Raw genomic sequence first — 14,708 nt, 5'->3', positions numbered from 1 at the left:
CTAGCGTTTGTATTGTACAAATACGGTCTTGGCCGCGATGCGATCATAAAGTTGGCGCGCGGTGGTGTTGAATTCTTGGGTCATCCAATAGACAGTTGGCGTTTCACCCTGATCTGCCACATCATACACGTGTTCGATCAATGCGCGCCCAAGGCCTTTGCCTCGAACTGCTGGATCTGCATAAAGGTCCTGAAGATAGATGACATCTTCGATCTTCCAATTGTGCGGATGATAAATCCAATGAACAAGGCCGACCGCCTTGCCATCTACAACGGCAAGCGCGGCGCATTGATTTGTACGTGCGGGATCGATCAAACGTTCAAACGTCGTTTGGTAGACCTCTTCGGGCACGCTGCTTTCGTAAAATTTCAGATAGGCGGTCCAAAGACGGCGCCAATCAGCTTCATCGCTTTGCTCAAGCGGTCGTATCGTAACGGGTGTATTCATGCGCGCGACGGTAGGGGCGTCGCACGCGGGGGTCAATCACTCAGCAGCAATAGCGCTGGGGTCTGCGAGAGTGACGATATCTGACATGATTGCGTTCAGCTCAAAGTCTTTTGGTGTGTAAACACGTGCGACGCCCATCGCGAGCAAGCGTTCTGCGTCATCGTCTGGAATGATGCCACCGACAATGACAGGTGTTTCGCCAAGGCCCGCTGCGCGCATCCGTTGCATTAGGTCTTCCACAAGTGGGATATGGCTGCCGGACAAAATAGACAACCCAACAACATGTGCCTGTGTTTCAATGGCAGATGCGACCAATTCTTCTGGCGTCATGCGGATGCCGTCGTATTCGATATCCATTCCGCAATCACGTGCACGGAAGGCGATTTGTTCAGAGCCGTTTGAGTGACCATCAAGGCCAGGCTTGCCCACGAGAAACTTAAGGCGACGTCCCAATTTATCGCTGACAGTGTTTACTGCCTCACGAATGTCATCAAGGCCTTCGGTTTTGTTCGACACGGAGGCAGATACGCCTGTCGGTCCGCGATATTCGCCATGTACTGCGCGCATCTGCGCCGCCCATTCGCCGGTGGTTACACCCGCTTTCGCTGCGGCGATAGACGCGGGCATAACGTTTTCACCATTGCTAGATGCATCGCGCAGCGCGGCGAGGGCAGATTTCACCGCCTCATCATCGCGGCTCGCGCGCCATTCTTGCAGGCGGCTGACTTGTTCACCTTCAACCGCAGGGTCGACAACCATGATGCCGCCGTCTTCGGTCTGAAGCGGTGATTGCTCACCCTGTTGCCATTTGTTTACGCCCACAACGACGGTTTCATTGCGCTCAATCTTGTTGAGACGATCCGCGTTACTGTCGACAAGGCGGGACTTCATATAATCAATCGCGCTAATCGCGCCGCCCATGCTGTCGAGGTTCGCCAGCTCTGCGCGCGCGCCGGCCTTCAGTTCTTCAACTTTACGATCAACAGCCGGGTTTTGATCAAAGAGATCGTCGAACTCCAACAGGTCCGTCTCATATGCGAGGATTTGTTGCATGCGCATCGACCATTGCTGATCCCAAGGGCGCGGCAGGCCAAGTGCCTCGTTCCACGCAGGGAGCTGAACCGCGCGGGCACGGGCGTTTTTGGAGAGGGTCACAGCCAACATTTCGATCAGGATACGATAAACGTTGTTCTCTGGCTGCTGTTCCGTCAATCCGAGCGAGTTCACCTGAACACCATAGCGGAAACGGCGCATCTTGGGGTCTTCAACACCATAGCGATCGCGGCAAATTTCATCCCACAAATCAACAAACGCGCGCATTTTGCACATCTCGGTGACGAAGCGGATACCAGCGTTCACGAAGAAAGAGATACGGCCAACGAGCGTTGGAAAATCTTCGGCAGGAACGCGCGGACGCAGTTCATCAAGCACTGCAGTCGCTGTTGCCAATGCAAAAGCGAGCTCTTGTTCGGGCGTCGCGCCAGCCTCTTGCAAATGGTAGGAACAGACATTCATCGGGTTCCATTTTGGAATGTTCGTGTAGCAATATTCGGCCACATCCGCGATCATCTTGAGGCTCGGTGCAGGGGGGCAGATATATGTGCCACGCGATAGGTATTCTTTGATCAGATCGTTCTGAACCGTGCCTTGCAGCTTTGAAACATCGGCGCCTTGCTCTTCAGCCGCAGCGACATAAAGCGCGAGCAGCCATGGCGCGGTGGCGTTGATCGTCATGGAGGTGTTCATGTCCTCCAATGGGATTTGATCAAACAGCGTGCGCATATCACCAAGGTGACAAACGGGTACGCCAACTTTACCTACCTCGCCGCGCGCGAGCACATGATCGCTATCGTAGCCAGTCTGCGTTGGTAGGTCGAAGGCGACGGATAGACCTGTCTGTCCTTTTGCGAGGTTGCCGCGATATAACGTGTTTGACGCCTTGGCCGTTGAGTGACCGGCATATGTCCGGATAAGCCATGGGCGATCTTTTTTGATAGCATTTTTGGTATCGGTCATAAGACGCCCCTGAATCGCAAAGGTAATAATGTTTCGTTTGAATAGGATGAAATGGAATTTTGCGCAACACAAAAATTGCCGCATTGCGGCATATGTAGGCTTTGCGTGCGCAGCGTTTGTTGGGTTTCGGTCGCGCATTGTGCGCTAGAAAGTGATGCCAAAGACTGACAGGTGGTGAATTACCGCTTTGCCCCAGTGAGAAACGTGTTTACCGATGCCGTCCTTACTGCGAGGCTCCGTCCATGACGCAAACCATTGAAATGCCTATCTGGCTTTTTGCCCTGATCCTGCTTTTTGCGGTCATTACTTTTGCGTCCCATTTTCTGTTTCCGTCTGTCAGATGGTTCTTTCGCCGTCGGATGGAACGTGTGGTGAAACGCGTGAACGAAAGATTGGAACGCCCAATCGAACCGTTCAAACTGGCGCGCCGCCACGATATGATTCAGCGATTGATCTATGATCCTGAGGTCAGTCTTGCGATTTCTGAATATGCGCAACGGAACAAAGTTCCTGAAAACGTCGCGTTTGAGCGCGCTCGCAGTTATGCGCGAGAGATTGTTCCGTCCTTCAGCGCAACGGCCTATTTCAGCGTCGCTATTCGCATCGCCCGCGGTCTAAGCAATGCGCTTTACCGTGTGCGGCTTGGCTATCACGACGAAGCAGGGCTAAGCGGTCTGGACAAAGAGGCGACGGTCGTCTTTGTGATCAACCACCGGTCCAACATGGATTATGTTTTGGTGACTTACCTTGCAGCAGAACGATCCGCTTTGGCCTATGCGGTGGGCGAATGGGCCCGTGTTTGGCCGCTTAGCCGTTTGATCAAGGCTATGGGCGCGTATTTTATTCGGCGTCGCTCACGTGGTGATCTCTACCGCCGTGTTTTAGCGAGATACGTTCATCTGGCCACGCAAGCTGGTGTTACACAGGCAATGTTCCCTGAAGGGGGGCTGTCGCTCGATGGTCAATTGGCCCCGCCTAAGATGGGTCTTCTCAAATATATCACCGATGGATTTGAAGAAGGCGGGCGCGATGTTTTGTTTGTTCCGGTTGCCTTGAATTATGATCGGGTTCTCGAAGACCGTATTTTGATCGCTGCTGATGAGGCTGGGACGAGGCGCTTTAGCGCGCGCATTTCTGTTGTTGCCGGCTTTATGTTCAAACAAATCTGGCTTCGGATCATCGGTCGGTTTCATCGATTTGGATATGCCGCTGTTAGCTTTGGTTCGCCCGTCTCCTTGAAAGATCATGTGAGCAAACATGGCGCGCCTGATTCCAAAGAACTCGCGTCTGAGCTAATGGAAAAAATCGCGGATGTGGTCCCTGTTGTGCCTGTGCCGCTTCTTGCGACAGTTTTGCTGTCTGAGACGCACGTAACAAAGGAAGCGTTGCCGGCGCTGATGCAGCAACATTTGGACCGCATGCAGGGCGCGCATGTGCATATGCCGCGTGATGATATTGGCTATGCTGCCGAGATCGCCTTCAAGCATATCAGCGAACGCCGATTGGTGCGAATGGACAATGATCAGATCAAAATCGAGGAAAAGGAGCGGGTCACGTTACAATATTATGCCAATTCTATTGCCCATCTTTCTAAGTGATTGTGCAGGTGCAGCGATAAATGCTGCATTTGCTGGGTTATAAAGTTACTCAAAATTACTTTCTGGTGTTGCATTGTTGCGCGATGAACTTTATCCCGTGTTGGAGAGCAACGATTCTGCGTTGCGGCGGACACCAATACAGGAGGCCATTATGGCTCTGGACACAGAAACCGGCATTGCATCGTATGACGCACCTGAAAAAGACCTCTATGAAATGGGCGAAATCCCACCATTGGGTTTTGTTCCCAAGAAAATGTACGCTTGGGCAATTCGTAGAGAGCGCCACGGCGAACCTGATACTGCGATGCAGCAAGAGGTGATCGACGTACCTGTTCTGGATAGCCACGAAGTGCTCGTGCTCGTGATGGCCGCTGGTGTTAACTACAACGGTGTTTGGGCATCCTTGGGCCAACCGATTTCTCCTTTTGATGGTCATGGTCAGCCGTTTCACATCGCAGGTTCTGATGCGTCTGGCATCGTGTGGGCCGTTGGCGACAAAGTGAAACGTTGGAAAGTTGGCGATGAAGTTGTGATTCATTGCAACCAAGACGATGGTGATGATGAAGAATGCAATGGCGGCGATCCAATGTATTCCAACAGCCAGCGTATTTGGGGCTATGAAACGCCAGACGGTTCGTTTGCCCAGTTCACAAATGTGCAAGCGCAACAACTTATGCCGCGCCCAAAGCATCTGACGTGGGAAGAAAGCGCTTGTTACACTCTTACGCTTGCTACGGCATACCGCATGTTGTTCGGCCACGAACCGCATGATTTGAAGCCGGGCCAGAACGTTCTGGTTTGGGGTGCCTCTGGTGGCTTGGGCTCTTACGCGATCCAATTGATCAACGCTGCTGGTGCAAACGCAATTGGCGTCATTTCTGACGAAGACAAACGTGAATTCGTTATGGGTCTTGGTGCAAAAGGCGTGTTGAACCGTAAGGATTTCAATTGCTGGGGCCAATTGCCGACGGTGAATACGCCAGAATATGCGGCATGGTTCAAAGAAGCGCGCAAGTTTGGCAAGGCGATCTGGGACATCACTGGCAAAGGCAACAACGTCGACATGGTGTTTGAACATCCTGGCGAAGCGACCTTCCCAGTGTCGACCTTCGTTGTGAAAAAGGGCGGTATGGTTGTGATCTGTGCAGGAACGTCCGGCTTCAACCTGACGTTTGACGTGCGCTACATGTGGATGCACCAAAAGCGTCTGCAGGGCAGCCACTTTGCGCACCTCAAGCAAGCGTCAGCCGCAAACAAGTTGATGGTGGAACGCCGCCTCGATCCTTGCATGTCCGAGGTGTTCGAATGGAACGACCTGCCAGACGCGCATATGAAGATGCTGCGGAACGAGCATAAGCCGGGCAATATGTCGGTTCTTGTTCAAGCGCCAAAGACCGGTCTGCGCACTTTGGAAGATGTGTTGGACGCTGGTTAAGCTCTTAACGTTTCCAAACAAGAAACAATGCGTCCGCGAATCACTTAGGTGTTCGCGGGCGTTTTGCGTTCTGGAAGGTCGGTTCTGTAAATTCAGAGGCTTATTTAGGGCCTCCTCCCTATTTCTGGGGAGTTGTTTCTCGTGAATACCTTCAATTAACCCGTTCGTGCTATGGTTGTGTTAACGATTCATTAACCACTGCAAGTGAGACTTAAATTGAAAAATGATTGGCTCTTGGACGTATTAACAGATTTGAAAACCTTTGCAGCGGTTAACGGTCTTCCTGCGCTCGCTGCGCAATTGGATGACACGCACCGCACGGCCATTGCAGAGATCGAAGCAATGAAAGAAAGGCCGCTTGTTGGCTCAAACACTGCATCTTGCGGACGTAGACCGCACCCTAGCCGAGCTGGAACGCGCTTCCGGGCTTGAAGAGCTGCAGGCAGCCATCGTCGATTTACGCGATGCCTTCAAAATCGATCACTTCGTATATCACTGGGTTAATAGTCAGGGTGAGCAATATGGGTGCGGCACGTATTCAGATGAATGGGTCACACGTTACCTTGAGCGTGAGTATCTTCGCATCGATCCAGTCATTCTGGGATGCTATCAGCGCTTCCACCCAGTTGATTGGAAACGCCTTGATTGGTCGTCCAAAGCAGCCCGTAGCTTTCAAGCCGAAGCTATAAAGTTTGGGGTTGGAAATCAGGGTTTTTCTATCCCCATGCGCGGTCCGAATGGACAATATGCGCTCTTTACCGCGTCACATCGGTGTGCGGACGAGGAATGGGAAGAGTTTACCAAAAAACACCGCCGTCAACTCATCTTGCTCGCACATTTCTTCAACCAAAAAGCATTAGAGTTCGAACCAAATCGCGTTCCTGAGGCCGCGCGTACGCTATCCCCGCGTGAAACGGATGCGATGACTTTTCTTGCGATGGGCTTCAACCGCGCGCAGGCCGCCGACACGATGGCAATTTCTGAACATACCTTGCGGGTCTACATAGAATCCGCACGCTTTAAGCTCGGCGCAATCAACACAACGCATGCTGTTGCACGGGCGATGAGCCGTGGTTTGATCGTCGTATAAAGGTTAACAGACACCGAACGCTGCGTTCATCATAGATTCAGGCAGATGTTGCACTTTCCCCAGTCATTAAAGTGGGGAAAGCAACTATGATCAGATATCTTTATGGCGATGAACTGAATGAAACGCCCAAACTGGCAGAAACCATGTTTCTCGATCGGGCAGATCAGTTCAAAACGCGGCTCGGCTGGGACGTAAGCGTAGATGAAAACGGGTGGGAGCGGGATCAATATGATGCGCTCAACCCTCTCTACGTCATCTACGAAAAACCAGACGGCACACACGGTGGTTCGATGCGCCTCTTGCCAAGCATGGGCCGCATTATGGTAAACGAACACTTCTCAGACATCTTGGATGGCGTGGAAATCCGAAGCCCTTTAATTTGGGAATGTACACGGTTTTGCCTTTCGCGAACAGCTGAAGCGCGCACTGCAGCGGCGCTTATGCTCGCCGGCGGTGAAGTCATGGAAAACTTCGGTGTGAAGCATTTTGTTGGCGTATTTGATGCGCGTATGGTGCGCATCTACCGGATGATTGGGGCCAGCCCCGATTTGCTTGGGAGCGTCGGTGAGGGGCGCGATAAAACCAGTGTTGGGCTCTGGGCTTTTAGCGATGACGCGCGCGCGCGGGTTTCGAAAAAGGCGGATATTTCCGAAGCGCTCTCTAGGTCATGGTTTGAAGATGCTTTTGGCAATGATGCATTAAAGCTGTCAATTAGCGCCTGAGAAGGCAAACCAAGGCTGGCACTCAGTCAGGGGCGCAGGTACTCTGCGCCTCATGTCACTTCCCACAGTTACCCTTTCCGATGACCAAGCTTCCGCCTTTGATGCCGTAACAGAAATGTTGCGCAGCGCGGGCGTTGATCTTGACGACTCCCTGCTCATGCCACCGCGTTCCTCTGAGCAAAGTGTGATGGCGCTTATTGGCAAAGCGGGTTCGGGCAAAACCCTTCTTCTTGCAGAGCTTTACAAAGCATTGGAAGCGGCAGGGGTCGAGATCGTTTCTGGCGATTTCGAAAGCCGGAAAAAGAAAGAAAAACGCACGTTGGCCATCCTTGCACCTACAAACAAGGCGGCGTCCGTCCTGCGCATGCGCGGCGTTCCAGCAACGACAATCCATCGTATTCTCTACACCCCTGTCTATGATCCAGAATACGAAAAAGTCGCTGAATGGCTGGCGGGAAATGGTGAGCGGCCCCAGATTGAAGGGCTGACGGACGAGGCACTTGATCGCGCGTTTGAATTCTTTCAACTCAACAAATCCATTCCGGGCGCATTGGCGACAGCTGGGCTAAGGGGCTCCGATTTCATCACAGGCTGGAAGCGGCGCGAAGACCCGCTTGATATTGGCTTCGTGGATGAGTCCTCCATGTTGGACGATAAGCAATTCAATGACCTGAAAGAGATTTTTCCAACCCTCGTTCTTTTCGGTGATCCAGCGCAGCTTGCGCCCGTTAATCAATCGGGTGGCATGGTTTTTGACGGATTGTCAGGCCCCAACAAGTTGGAACTCAAACGTATTCACCGCCAAGATGCGGACAACCCGATCCTTGATCTGGCCCATGCCTTGGCAGACCCGCAGCTTGATTTTCAAAGTTTTGAACGGATGGTCGAGGACGCTGCGCGCAAAGATGAACGTGTTGTTTGGGGACAGCGTGTTGAGGTCGATCTCATGGCGCGTTCCCCTGTTCTCGTTTGGCGCAATGCAACGCGTATTCGTTTGATCAACGCCTTTCGCAGCGTTCATGGTGCGCCTGAGGATGAGCTCCTAGAGGGCGAACCATTGATATGTGATGGTATTGAATTGCCGCTCAAGCATCGCAAAAAGCGCCTCGATCTAGAGGCGCGTGGATTGATCAAAGGCGCACAAGTTATCTATCTCGGACATGGCCGCAAACCAGGTTTTTCTCGCCTTCATGTTATGGGTGCAGAAGATCCGCAGGTTTCTGCCGCTTCTATCGTTAAGATCGAAAAACCGGATGAGGAAGAACCCTTTATCCCCTTTGCCGCGCGCATGGGAGCGACGTTTCTGCATGGGGCAGCGGTGACCATTCACAAGGCGCAAGGGAGCCAGTGGGATACGGTGCAGGTCTTTTCTCCTGACCTTTTCGTCGCAGCGCGGATGGGGCGCGTTGAGGCAGGGCAGCCCTTGTGGAAACGTCTTGCTTACGTCGCCATTACGCGGGCGCAAGAACGACTGATCTGGGTCACGCGGAATCGTTTATCACGCCCGACTGGAGTTCTGAGGGTCGATGATTTGAAGGCAGCGCCAGCGGCGACGCTGACACTACAAAGCGAAGACATCTAATAATTTGCAAACGGGAGAGGGGGCCGGCCCCCGTCTCAGCAGGCTGAGACTCCCCCGAAGTTTATTTTGAAAGATGAAGTTTAGTTTGTGCGCAGGCGCGAGAAGATCGCAGATGCACCCCATCCAGCGATGATTGCGATGGCCAAAGACAACAGGCCGTACAAGAGCGGCTGGTGGCGCGATAGATTAAACAGCCAACGCTCAAGGCCGACCTTGCGCACGTCAATGACAGTCTCATATTCTGACAAAACGCTCCCTGCGCGTGTGAGGTAGATGCGGGTGCGGTAGTCACCAACCGTAAGATTAGCGGGCATCGCAATAGAGGTTCTGAACAGTGTTTCTTCGCTAAGCTCAACCGCACCGTCCAGATGTTGGTATAGGTCATTGCTTTTACGAATGCGGATCACGGCCTCGGTGAAATTCTGCGGATCAGAGACTGTCATGGGCGCACCAACGGAGCGGATCGCTTGCGGGATTGAAATCTTGTAACGCAAATCCTCCGTTGCGCTCAGGATTTCATCCAATGGGGCGCTGGTTGCAACAGCATAAAAGCTAGGCGCTGCATCGACCTCAACGGCGTCCGTGTTGATCCAAATGCCAAATCGTTTTTCCTTACGGCGTACCGTAATCGGTTCGGATGGCCCTTGAATGGCGACGATTACGCCAAGAGGAGAGTCTTTCGGGATTGCTGTCTCTCGCTTAACCGCGCCAAAAATCAGGATTTCCGAGCCGTCAAAATTTGCTGTGATGGAAACTTTGTCATGGGACAAACCAAGGACAACTTGTTCATCGGCTTGCACAGGCAATGCCAGCGTCACGAGGAGGAGTAGATATCGTAGCATCAGTGACCTTCTGTCGCGCCGAGTGAATAAAGCTCAGTAGGCATTAGCAGCAGGTCGAACGCGAGTTTTCCGCAGACAGCCAGAACCATGACTGCAAGCAGAATTCGAAGCTGCTCAGCTTTCAGTCGTGTCCCGATGCGCGTTCCGATTTGCGCACCAAACACACCGCCAACAAGCAAAAGAACGGCCAGTACCATATCAACCGTAAAGTTCGTCGTCGCGTGCAGGAGCGTTGTGAATGCGGTCACAAAAATGATCTGAAACAGGGATGTGCCAACAACCACTTTGGTGGGCATACCCAGTAAATAGATCATTGCGGGCACCATGATAAAGCCACCGCCAACGCCCATGATTGCGGCTAAAATGCCAACTGCCAGACCAACCATCAAAGGTGGGATTACTGAAATATATAGACCAGAGGTACGGAATCGCATTTTAAACGGCAGTGCATGGATCCAGCCACGCTGCTTGCGTTTGGGCACAGCTCCGGGCTTTTTGGATCGGCGTATAGCATTCAAGCTTTCGACGAACATTAGCGCGCCGATGATGCCAAGAAAAAGAACGTAGCAAAGTTTTACGAGCAGATCGACTTGGCCAAGACTACGCAGGTAGTTGAAGACCAAAACACCTAAGGCTGCGCCTGCCAGACCGCCAATGAGTAAGACGGTCCCCATCCTGAAATCGACGGACCTTCGTTTCACATGGGCAAGTACGCCCGAGAAAGACGAGGCGACGATTTGGTTCGCTTCGGTTGCAACGGCAACAGCAGGGGGGATGCCAATGAAGAAAAGCAATGGCGTCATTAAAAAGCCACCGCCAACGCCAAACATGCCGGACAAGATGCCCACAAGGCCACCCAAACCTAACAAAAGGAACGCATTGACCGAAACTTCGGCGATGGGCAGGTAAATTTGCATGGCCACTCCTAAACCGCGAAGGGTTGGAGGTGCAAGATGAGTCGCCGCGCTTTCCGCATCTGGTGCGGAATGGTCGCGGCAACTGGCTATATGTTAAGCTATCTTTCTTTGACGTAAGGCTCACCGCCAGCACGTGGCGGCACGGCTTTGCCGACAAAGCCAGCGAGGATAACAACCGTCAAAATATAAGGCAGCGCATCCATGAATTGGACCGGCAGTGTCACGGGACCAAATTCGATGTTCTGATAGCGGAGCGCAATCGCCTGTAGGAAGCCAAAGAGCAAGCAAGCGCTGAGGGCATACCAAGGACGCCATTTCGCAAAGATCAGCGCCGCTAGGGCGATAAAGCCACGGCCAGCAGTCATGTCTTTCACGAAACCAGCCTGCAGGCCCGTTGCGAGATAGGCGCCGGCAATACCGCAAAGTACGCCACAGATTGCGACTGCTGCAAACCGAAGGCCAACGACAGAAACACCTGCCGTGTCAACCGCGGCGGGGTTTTCTCCAACCGCTCGTAAACGTAGGCCAAAGCGTGTGCGAAACAGGATCCACCATGTTGCAGGCACAGTTAAAAAGGCAACGTAGACCAAGATTGAATGGCCCGAGATTAGTTCGGAATAGATAGGCCCCAGAAAGGGAACACCACTAAGGGCCTCTGCGAAAGGCAGATCAATTGGATTGAAACGTCCGCCGCCCATCAGGGAAGGCGTGCGTCCCCCTTGGCTAAACCAACTTTGCGCGATGAGAACGGTCATCCCGGCCGCAAGAAAGTTGATCGCAACGCCTGAGATCAGTTGATTGCCTCGGAACGTGATCGAAGCGAGGCCATGAATAAGCGAAAGCGCCAGAGATGCGGCAATGCCCGCGCACAAACCAAGCCAAACAGAGCCTGTGACAGCCGCAACTGCAGCTGAGAAGAATGCAGCTGCGAGCATCTTTCCCTCAAGACCGATGTCGAAAATACCGGCGCGTTCGGAAAAGAGACCGGCAAGACAGGCCAAGAGCAAAGGCGTAGCAAGACGAACAGTGCTGTCGAGCACTTGGATAATAGAAAGAAAATCCATCATGCGTCTCCCTTACGGAAAGCGAGGAAGAGTTTTTCGAGCGGCATGCGCACCATATTGTCGAGTGCTCCAGTAAAGAGAATGACCAGGGCTTGGATCACAACGATCAATTCCCGTGGAATCGATGTCCAAAGCGCGAGTTCTGCGCCGCCCTGATAGAGGAAACCAAAGAGGATCGCCGCAAGGAACACGCCCAGTGGATGCGAGCGGCCCATCAGAGCAACAGCAATCCCGATGAAGCCTGCGCCTTCGGTGGCGTTCATGATCAGGCGTTCGCCTTCGCCCATGACATTGTTGATCGCCATCATGCCAGCGAGGCCACCGGAAATCAGCATGGCAACGATGGTGATTTTTACAGGGCTGATGCCTGCATATTTCGCGCCAGATTCCGAATGGCCAAAGGCGCGGATTTCATAGCCGAGCTTTGTGCGCCAGATCAGGAAATAGACCGCAACACAGGCCAATATCGCGACGAGCAAAGAGATGTTTGCAGGCGCCGCCTTGGAGAAGGCAATGCCAAAGGGCGCAAGGAGATCGTGTAGTGTTGGCAGATGTGTCGCCTCTGGGAACTTGGCCGTGGCTGGATCCATTGCGCCAGCGGGGCGCATGACGTTCACGAGTAGATAGTTCAATAAAGCTGAGGCAATGAAGTTGAACATGATCGTCGTGATCACGTGTGGCTGCCACGTTTCGCCTGCAAATACGCAGGCAAGAACGCCCACAGCGCGCCGAATACAGCTGCCGAGAGCGTCGCAAAGATCAACGCAAGCGACCAGTGCGGCCAAGGCATATATAGGCAAACGACAGCAACGCCGAGGCCGCCAAGCATCGCTTGCCCCTCACCGCCGATGTTGAACATGCGGGCGTGAAAGGCGACGGCAACAGCGAGACCTGTGAACATAAAGTTCGTCGCGTAGTAGAGCGTATAGCCCCAGCCATAGGTGCTCCCCAAGGAGCCTTGAACCATTAGCTTAACCGCCGCAATCGGATCTTCTCCGATGCCGATAATAACGAGCGCGGATAGAATTGCCGCAAGAATGAGGGAAATGAGGGGGACGAGGATCGCGTCCGCCCATGCTGGCATCTTGTCCATTACGCGGCCTCCTCAACAACGCCGGCCATCATAAGGCCTAGTTCTTTTTCATCTGTCTCCGCAGGATCGCGGAAGCCCATGATCTTGCCATCAAACATCACTGCAATACGATCAGAGAGGGCGAAAATTTCGTCCAGTTCAACAGAGACAAGCAAGATTGCTTTGCCTTGATCACGCAGTGCAACGATCTGTTGGTGAATGAATTCAATCGCGCCAATATCAACGCCGCGTGTGGGTTGGCCGATCAGCAGCAGATCAGGGTTGCGTTCAATTTCGCGCGCGAGAACGATCTTTTGCTGGTTGCCGCCAGAGAAATTCTTGGCCGTCAACTTGGGATTAGGTGGGCGCACATCAAAGCGCTCCATTTTTTCTTCGGTGTCTTTGCGGATCGCGGCATTGTTCATCAGCAAGCCGGATTGATACGCAGGATCACGGTGATAGCCAAAGGCTGTGTTTTCCCACGCCATGTAGTCCATGATCAGACCCTCGCGTTGGCGATCTTCGGGCACATGGGCGATGCCCCTTGCGCGGCGGGAACGTCCATCAGACAGCTTTCCAGTGAGATCAAGCTCATTGCCATTCATGCGAATGATGCCTGTACCCGATGTGATGCCACCAAGTACCTCTAGCAGCTCGGATTGGCCGTTGCCTGCAACGCCCGCGATGCCCAGAATTTCACCTGCTTTGACGTCCAGCGAGATGCCTTTTACGCGCTCAACGCCTTTTTCATCCGTAACGCTTAGGTTCTCGACTTCAAGTATCGTTTGTTTGGGCGTTGCGGGGACCTTGTCCACTTGCAGCAAAACTTTGCGCCCGACCATCAGTTCCGCCAATCCAGCGGGGGAGGTCTCGGACGTTTTTACGGTCGCGGTCATCTCACCGCGACGCATCACGCTGACTGTGTCCGTTGTATCCATGATCTCGCGTAGTTTGTGGGTGATCAGGATGATCGTCTTACCCTCTTCGCGCAGACGATTAAGGATGCGGAACAATTGGTCCGCCTCGGCAGGCGTAAGAACACCCGTTGGTTCATCAAGGATCAGAATATCCGCTTGGCGATAGAGCGCCTTCAGGATCTCAACGCGCTGTTGGTGTCCAACACTGAGGTTTTCAACAATCGCATCGGGATCGACATCAAGGCCATACTCAGACGCCAGCTCGGTCAAGCTACGACGCGCTTTGGCGAGCGAGGGACGCAACATAGCGCCATCTTCCGCTCCAAGAATGATGTTCTCAAGAACCGAGAAATTTTCAACCAGTTTAAAGTGCTGGAACACCATGCCAATGCCAGCGGCAATTGCGGCTTGGCTGTCAGGGATCGATGTTTTCTTACCACCAATAAAGATCTCGCCTTTATCCGCTTTGTAAAAGCCATAAAGGATCGACATCAATGTGGATTTACCGGCACCGTTTTCTCCGATGATCCCATGGATCGTACCGGGCATGACGCGAATTGAGATATCTTTGTTCGCTTGAACAGGGCCAAAGGCTTTGGAAATGCCTTTTAGCTCAATTGCTGGATCGACGCTCATTCAGCTTCTCCTGTGCCGACAAAGCCAATCAGGCGGGTAATTTTTTCATCGCTAAATTCAGCGAAATACTGACCTAGCTGGGACATTTCCTTGCCATCCGGGCCCTTGCCGCCAAAGGCTACGGTCACGCGTTGCATCCCTGCGATTTCATCAGATTTGACCACTTTGGCGGTCCAGCCGGGGGCATTGGCGCTGAACATATTCACGTAGTCCGCGATAGCGCCGGGCCCAATCATTGGCTCCTGCGCGCGCGGATCGGCGTAAGTGCCTGTCTCGGAATAGACGGCAGCGATTGCGTCTGCGCGTGCGGCGTCGTCGCTCAGACCCCAAGTGTCAAAGAAAGCTGAAATTGCATCGGGCACGGTGATTT

General features: G+C 53.1%; 12 protein-coding genes and 1 pseudogene. 5 read left to right on the top strand and 8 right to left on the bottom strand.

Going from position 1 to position 14,708, the window contains the following annotated elements:
- Both ABJQ89_RS21375 and ABJQ89_RS21370 read right to left on the bottom strand, forming a co-directional pair.
- Positions 1 to 447 (bottom strand): GNAT family N-acetyltransferase, encoded by a 447-nt coding sequence (locus tag ABJQ89_RS21375; protein ID WP_348498169.1) that lies wholly within the window; start codon positions 445 to 447, stop codon positions 1 to 3.
- A 36-nt stretch (positions 448 to 483) separates the two neighbouring features.
- Complete coding sequence (locus tag ABJQ89_RS21370; RefSeq protein ID WP_348498168.1) at positions 484 to 2,463, bottom strand: protein meaA; 1,980 nt, start codon at positions 2,461 to 2,463, stop codon at positions 484 to 486.
- Positions 2,464 to 2,705: 242 nt separating this feature from the next.
- Here ABJQ89_RS21370 and ABJQ89_RS21365 point away from each other — a divergent pair, with 242 nt between their 5' ends.
- From ABJQ89_RS21365 to ABJQ89_RS21345, 5 genes are all read left to right on the top strand, one after another.
- Positions 2,706 to 4,061 carry a 1-acyl-sn-glycerol-3-phosphate acyltransferase gene (locus tag ABJQ89_RS21365; RefSeq protein WP_348498167.1) on the top strand — a complete coding sequence of 452 codons (1,356 nt, stop codon included), beginning with the start codon at positions 2,706 to 2,708 and terminating at the stop codon, positions 4,059 to 4,061.
- Between the two features lie 151 nt (positions 4,062 to 4,212).
- The gene (gene ccrA, locus ABJQ89_RS21360) at positions 4,213 to 5,496 is read left to right on the top strand and encodes a crotonyl-CoA carboxylase/reductase (RefSeq protein ID WP_348498166.1); all 1,284 of its coding nucleotides are present in this window, start codon (positions 4,213 to 4,215) and stop codon (positions 5,494 to 5,496) included.
- 361 nt (positions 5,497 to 5,857) lie between these two features.
- A complete protein-coding gene (locus ABJQ89_RS21355) occupies positions 5,858 to 6,586 on the top strand; it encodes a LuxR family transcriptional regulator (protein WP_348498192.1) in 729 nt (242 codons plus the stop codon).
- Between the two features lie 86 nt (positions 6,587 to 6,672).
- A complete protein-coding gene (locus tag ABJQ89_RS21350; protein ID WP_348498165.1) occupies positions 6,673 to 7,308 on the top strand; it encodes an acyl-homoserine-lactone synthase in 636 nt (211 codons plus the stop codon).
- Positions 7,309 to 7,360: 52 nt separating this feature from the next.
- Positions 7,361 to 8,890, top strand: a complete 1,530-nt coding sequence (locus tag ABJQ89_RS21345) for an AAA family ATPase (RefSeq protein ID WP_348498164.1) — start codon at positions 7,361 to 7,363, stop codon at positions 8,888 to 8,890.
- Between the two features lie 80 nt (positions 8,891 to 8,970).
- On the opposite strand, the gene ABJQ89_RS21340 is transcribed toward ABJQ89_RS21345, so the two are convergent.
- The 6 genes and pseudogenes from ABJQ89_RS21340 to ABJQ89_RS21315 form a co-directional block, all read right to left on the bottom strand.
- Positions 8,971 to 9,732 (bottom strand): TIGR02186 family protein, encoded by a 762-nt coding sequence (locus ABJQ89_RS21340; RefSeq protein ID WP_348498163.1) that lies wholly within the window; start codon positions 9,730 to 9,732, stop codon positions 8,971 to 8,973.
- Positions 9,732 to 10,649 carry a sulfite exporter TauE/SafE family protein gene (locus tag ABJQ89_RS21335; protein ID WP_348498162.1) on the bottom strand — a complete coding sequence of 306 codons (918 nt, stop codon included), beginning with the start codon at positions 10,647 to 10,649 and terminating at the stop codon, positions 9,732 to 9,734. Before ABJQ89_RS21335 ends, ABJQ89_RS21340 begins: the two co-directional genes overlap by 1 nt.
- A 98-nt stretch (positions 10,650 to 10,747) precedes the next feature.
- Entirely contained in the window at positions 10,748 to 11,713 is a 966-nt protein-coding gene (locus tag ABJQ89_RS21330) for an ABC transporter permease (protein WP_348498161.1), read from the bottom strand.
- Positions 11,713 to 12,806: pseudogene (locus tag ABJQ89_RS21325) on the bottom strand (ABC transporter permease). The gene ABJQ89_RS21330 and the pseudogene ABJQ89_RS21325 overlap by 1 nt, the downstream one beginning before the upstream one ends.
- A complete protein-coding gene (locus tag ABJQ89_RS21320) occupies positions 12,806 to 14,338 on the bottom strand; it encodes an ABC transporter ATP-binding protein (RefSeq protein ID WP_348498160.1) in 1,533 nt (510 codons plus the stop codon). Before ABJQ89_RS21320 ends, ABJQ89_RS21325 begins: the two are co-directional and overlap by 1 nt.
- Positions 14,335 to 14,700, bottom strand: a complete 366-nt coding sequence (locus ABJQ89_RS21315) for a nuclear transport factor 2 family protein (RefSeq protein ID WP_348498159.1) — start codon at positions 14,698 to 14,700, stop codon at positions 14,335 to 14,337. Before ABJQ89_RS21315 ends, ABJQ89_RS21320 begins: the two co-directional genes overlap by 4 nt.
- Positions 14,701 to 14,708: the final 8 nt, after the last annotated feature.

The organism is Planktotalea sp., assembly GCF_039984035.1.
Lineage (GTDB): Bacteria > Pseudomonadota > Alphaproteobacteria > Rhodobacterales > Rhodobacteraceae > Planktotalea.
This window is presented reverse-complemented; position numbering and strand designations above follow the sequence as displayed.

What these genes read in the sequence shown, in the direction of transcription:
- ABJQ89_RS21335 (WP_348498162.1), bottom strand. Translation starts at nt 10,649, where the DNA reads ATGCAAATTTACCTGCCCATCGCCGAAGTTTCGGTCAATGCGTTCCTT.
- ABJQ89_RS21365 (WP_348498167.1), top strand. Translation starts at nt 2,706, where the DNA reads ATGACGCAAACCATTGAAATGCCTATCTGGCTTTTTGCCCTGATCCTG.
- ABJQ89_RS21330 (WP_348498161.1), bottom strand. Translation starts at nt 11,713, where the DNA reads ATGGATTTTCTTTCTATTATCCAAGTGCTCGACAGCACTGTTCGTCTT.
- ABJQ89_RS21320 (WP_348498160.1), bottom strand. Translation starts at nt 14,338, where the DNA reads ATGAGCGTCGATCCAGCAATTGAGCTAAAAGGCATTTCCAAAGCCTTT.
- ccrA (WP_348498166.1), top strand. Translation starts at nt 4,213, where the DNA reads ATGGCTCTGGACACAGAAACCGGCATTGCATCGTATGACGCACCTGAA.
- ABJQ89_RS21340 (WP_348498163.1), bottom strand. Translation starts at nt 9,732, where the DNA reads ATGCTACGATATCTACTCCTCCTCGTGACGCTGGCATTGCCTGTGCAA.
- ABJQ89_RS21345 (WP_348498164.1), top strand. Translation starts at nt 7,361, where the DNA reads ATGTCACTTCCCACAGTTACCCTTTCCGATGACCAAGCTTCCGCCTTT.
- ABJQ89_RS21350 (WP_348498165.1), top strand. Translation starts at nt 6,673, where the DNA reads ATGATCAGATATCTTTATGGCGATGAACTGAATGAAACGCCCAAACTG.
- ABJQ89_RS21370 (WP_348498168.1), bottom strand. Translation starts at nt 2,463, where the DNA reads ATGACCGATACCAAAAATGCTATCAAAAAAGATCGCCCATGGCTTATC.
- ABJQ89_RS21375 (WP_348498169.1), bottom strand. Translation starts at nt 447, where the DNA reads ATGAATACACCCGTTACGATACGACCGCTTGAGCAAAGCGATGAAGCT.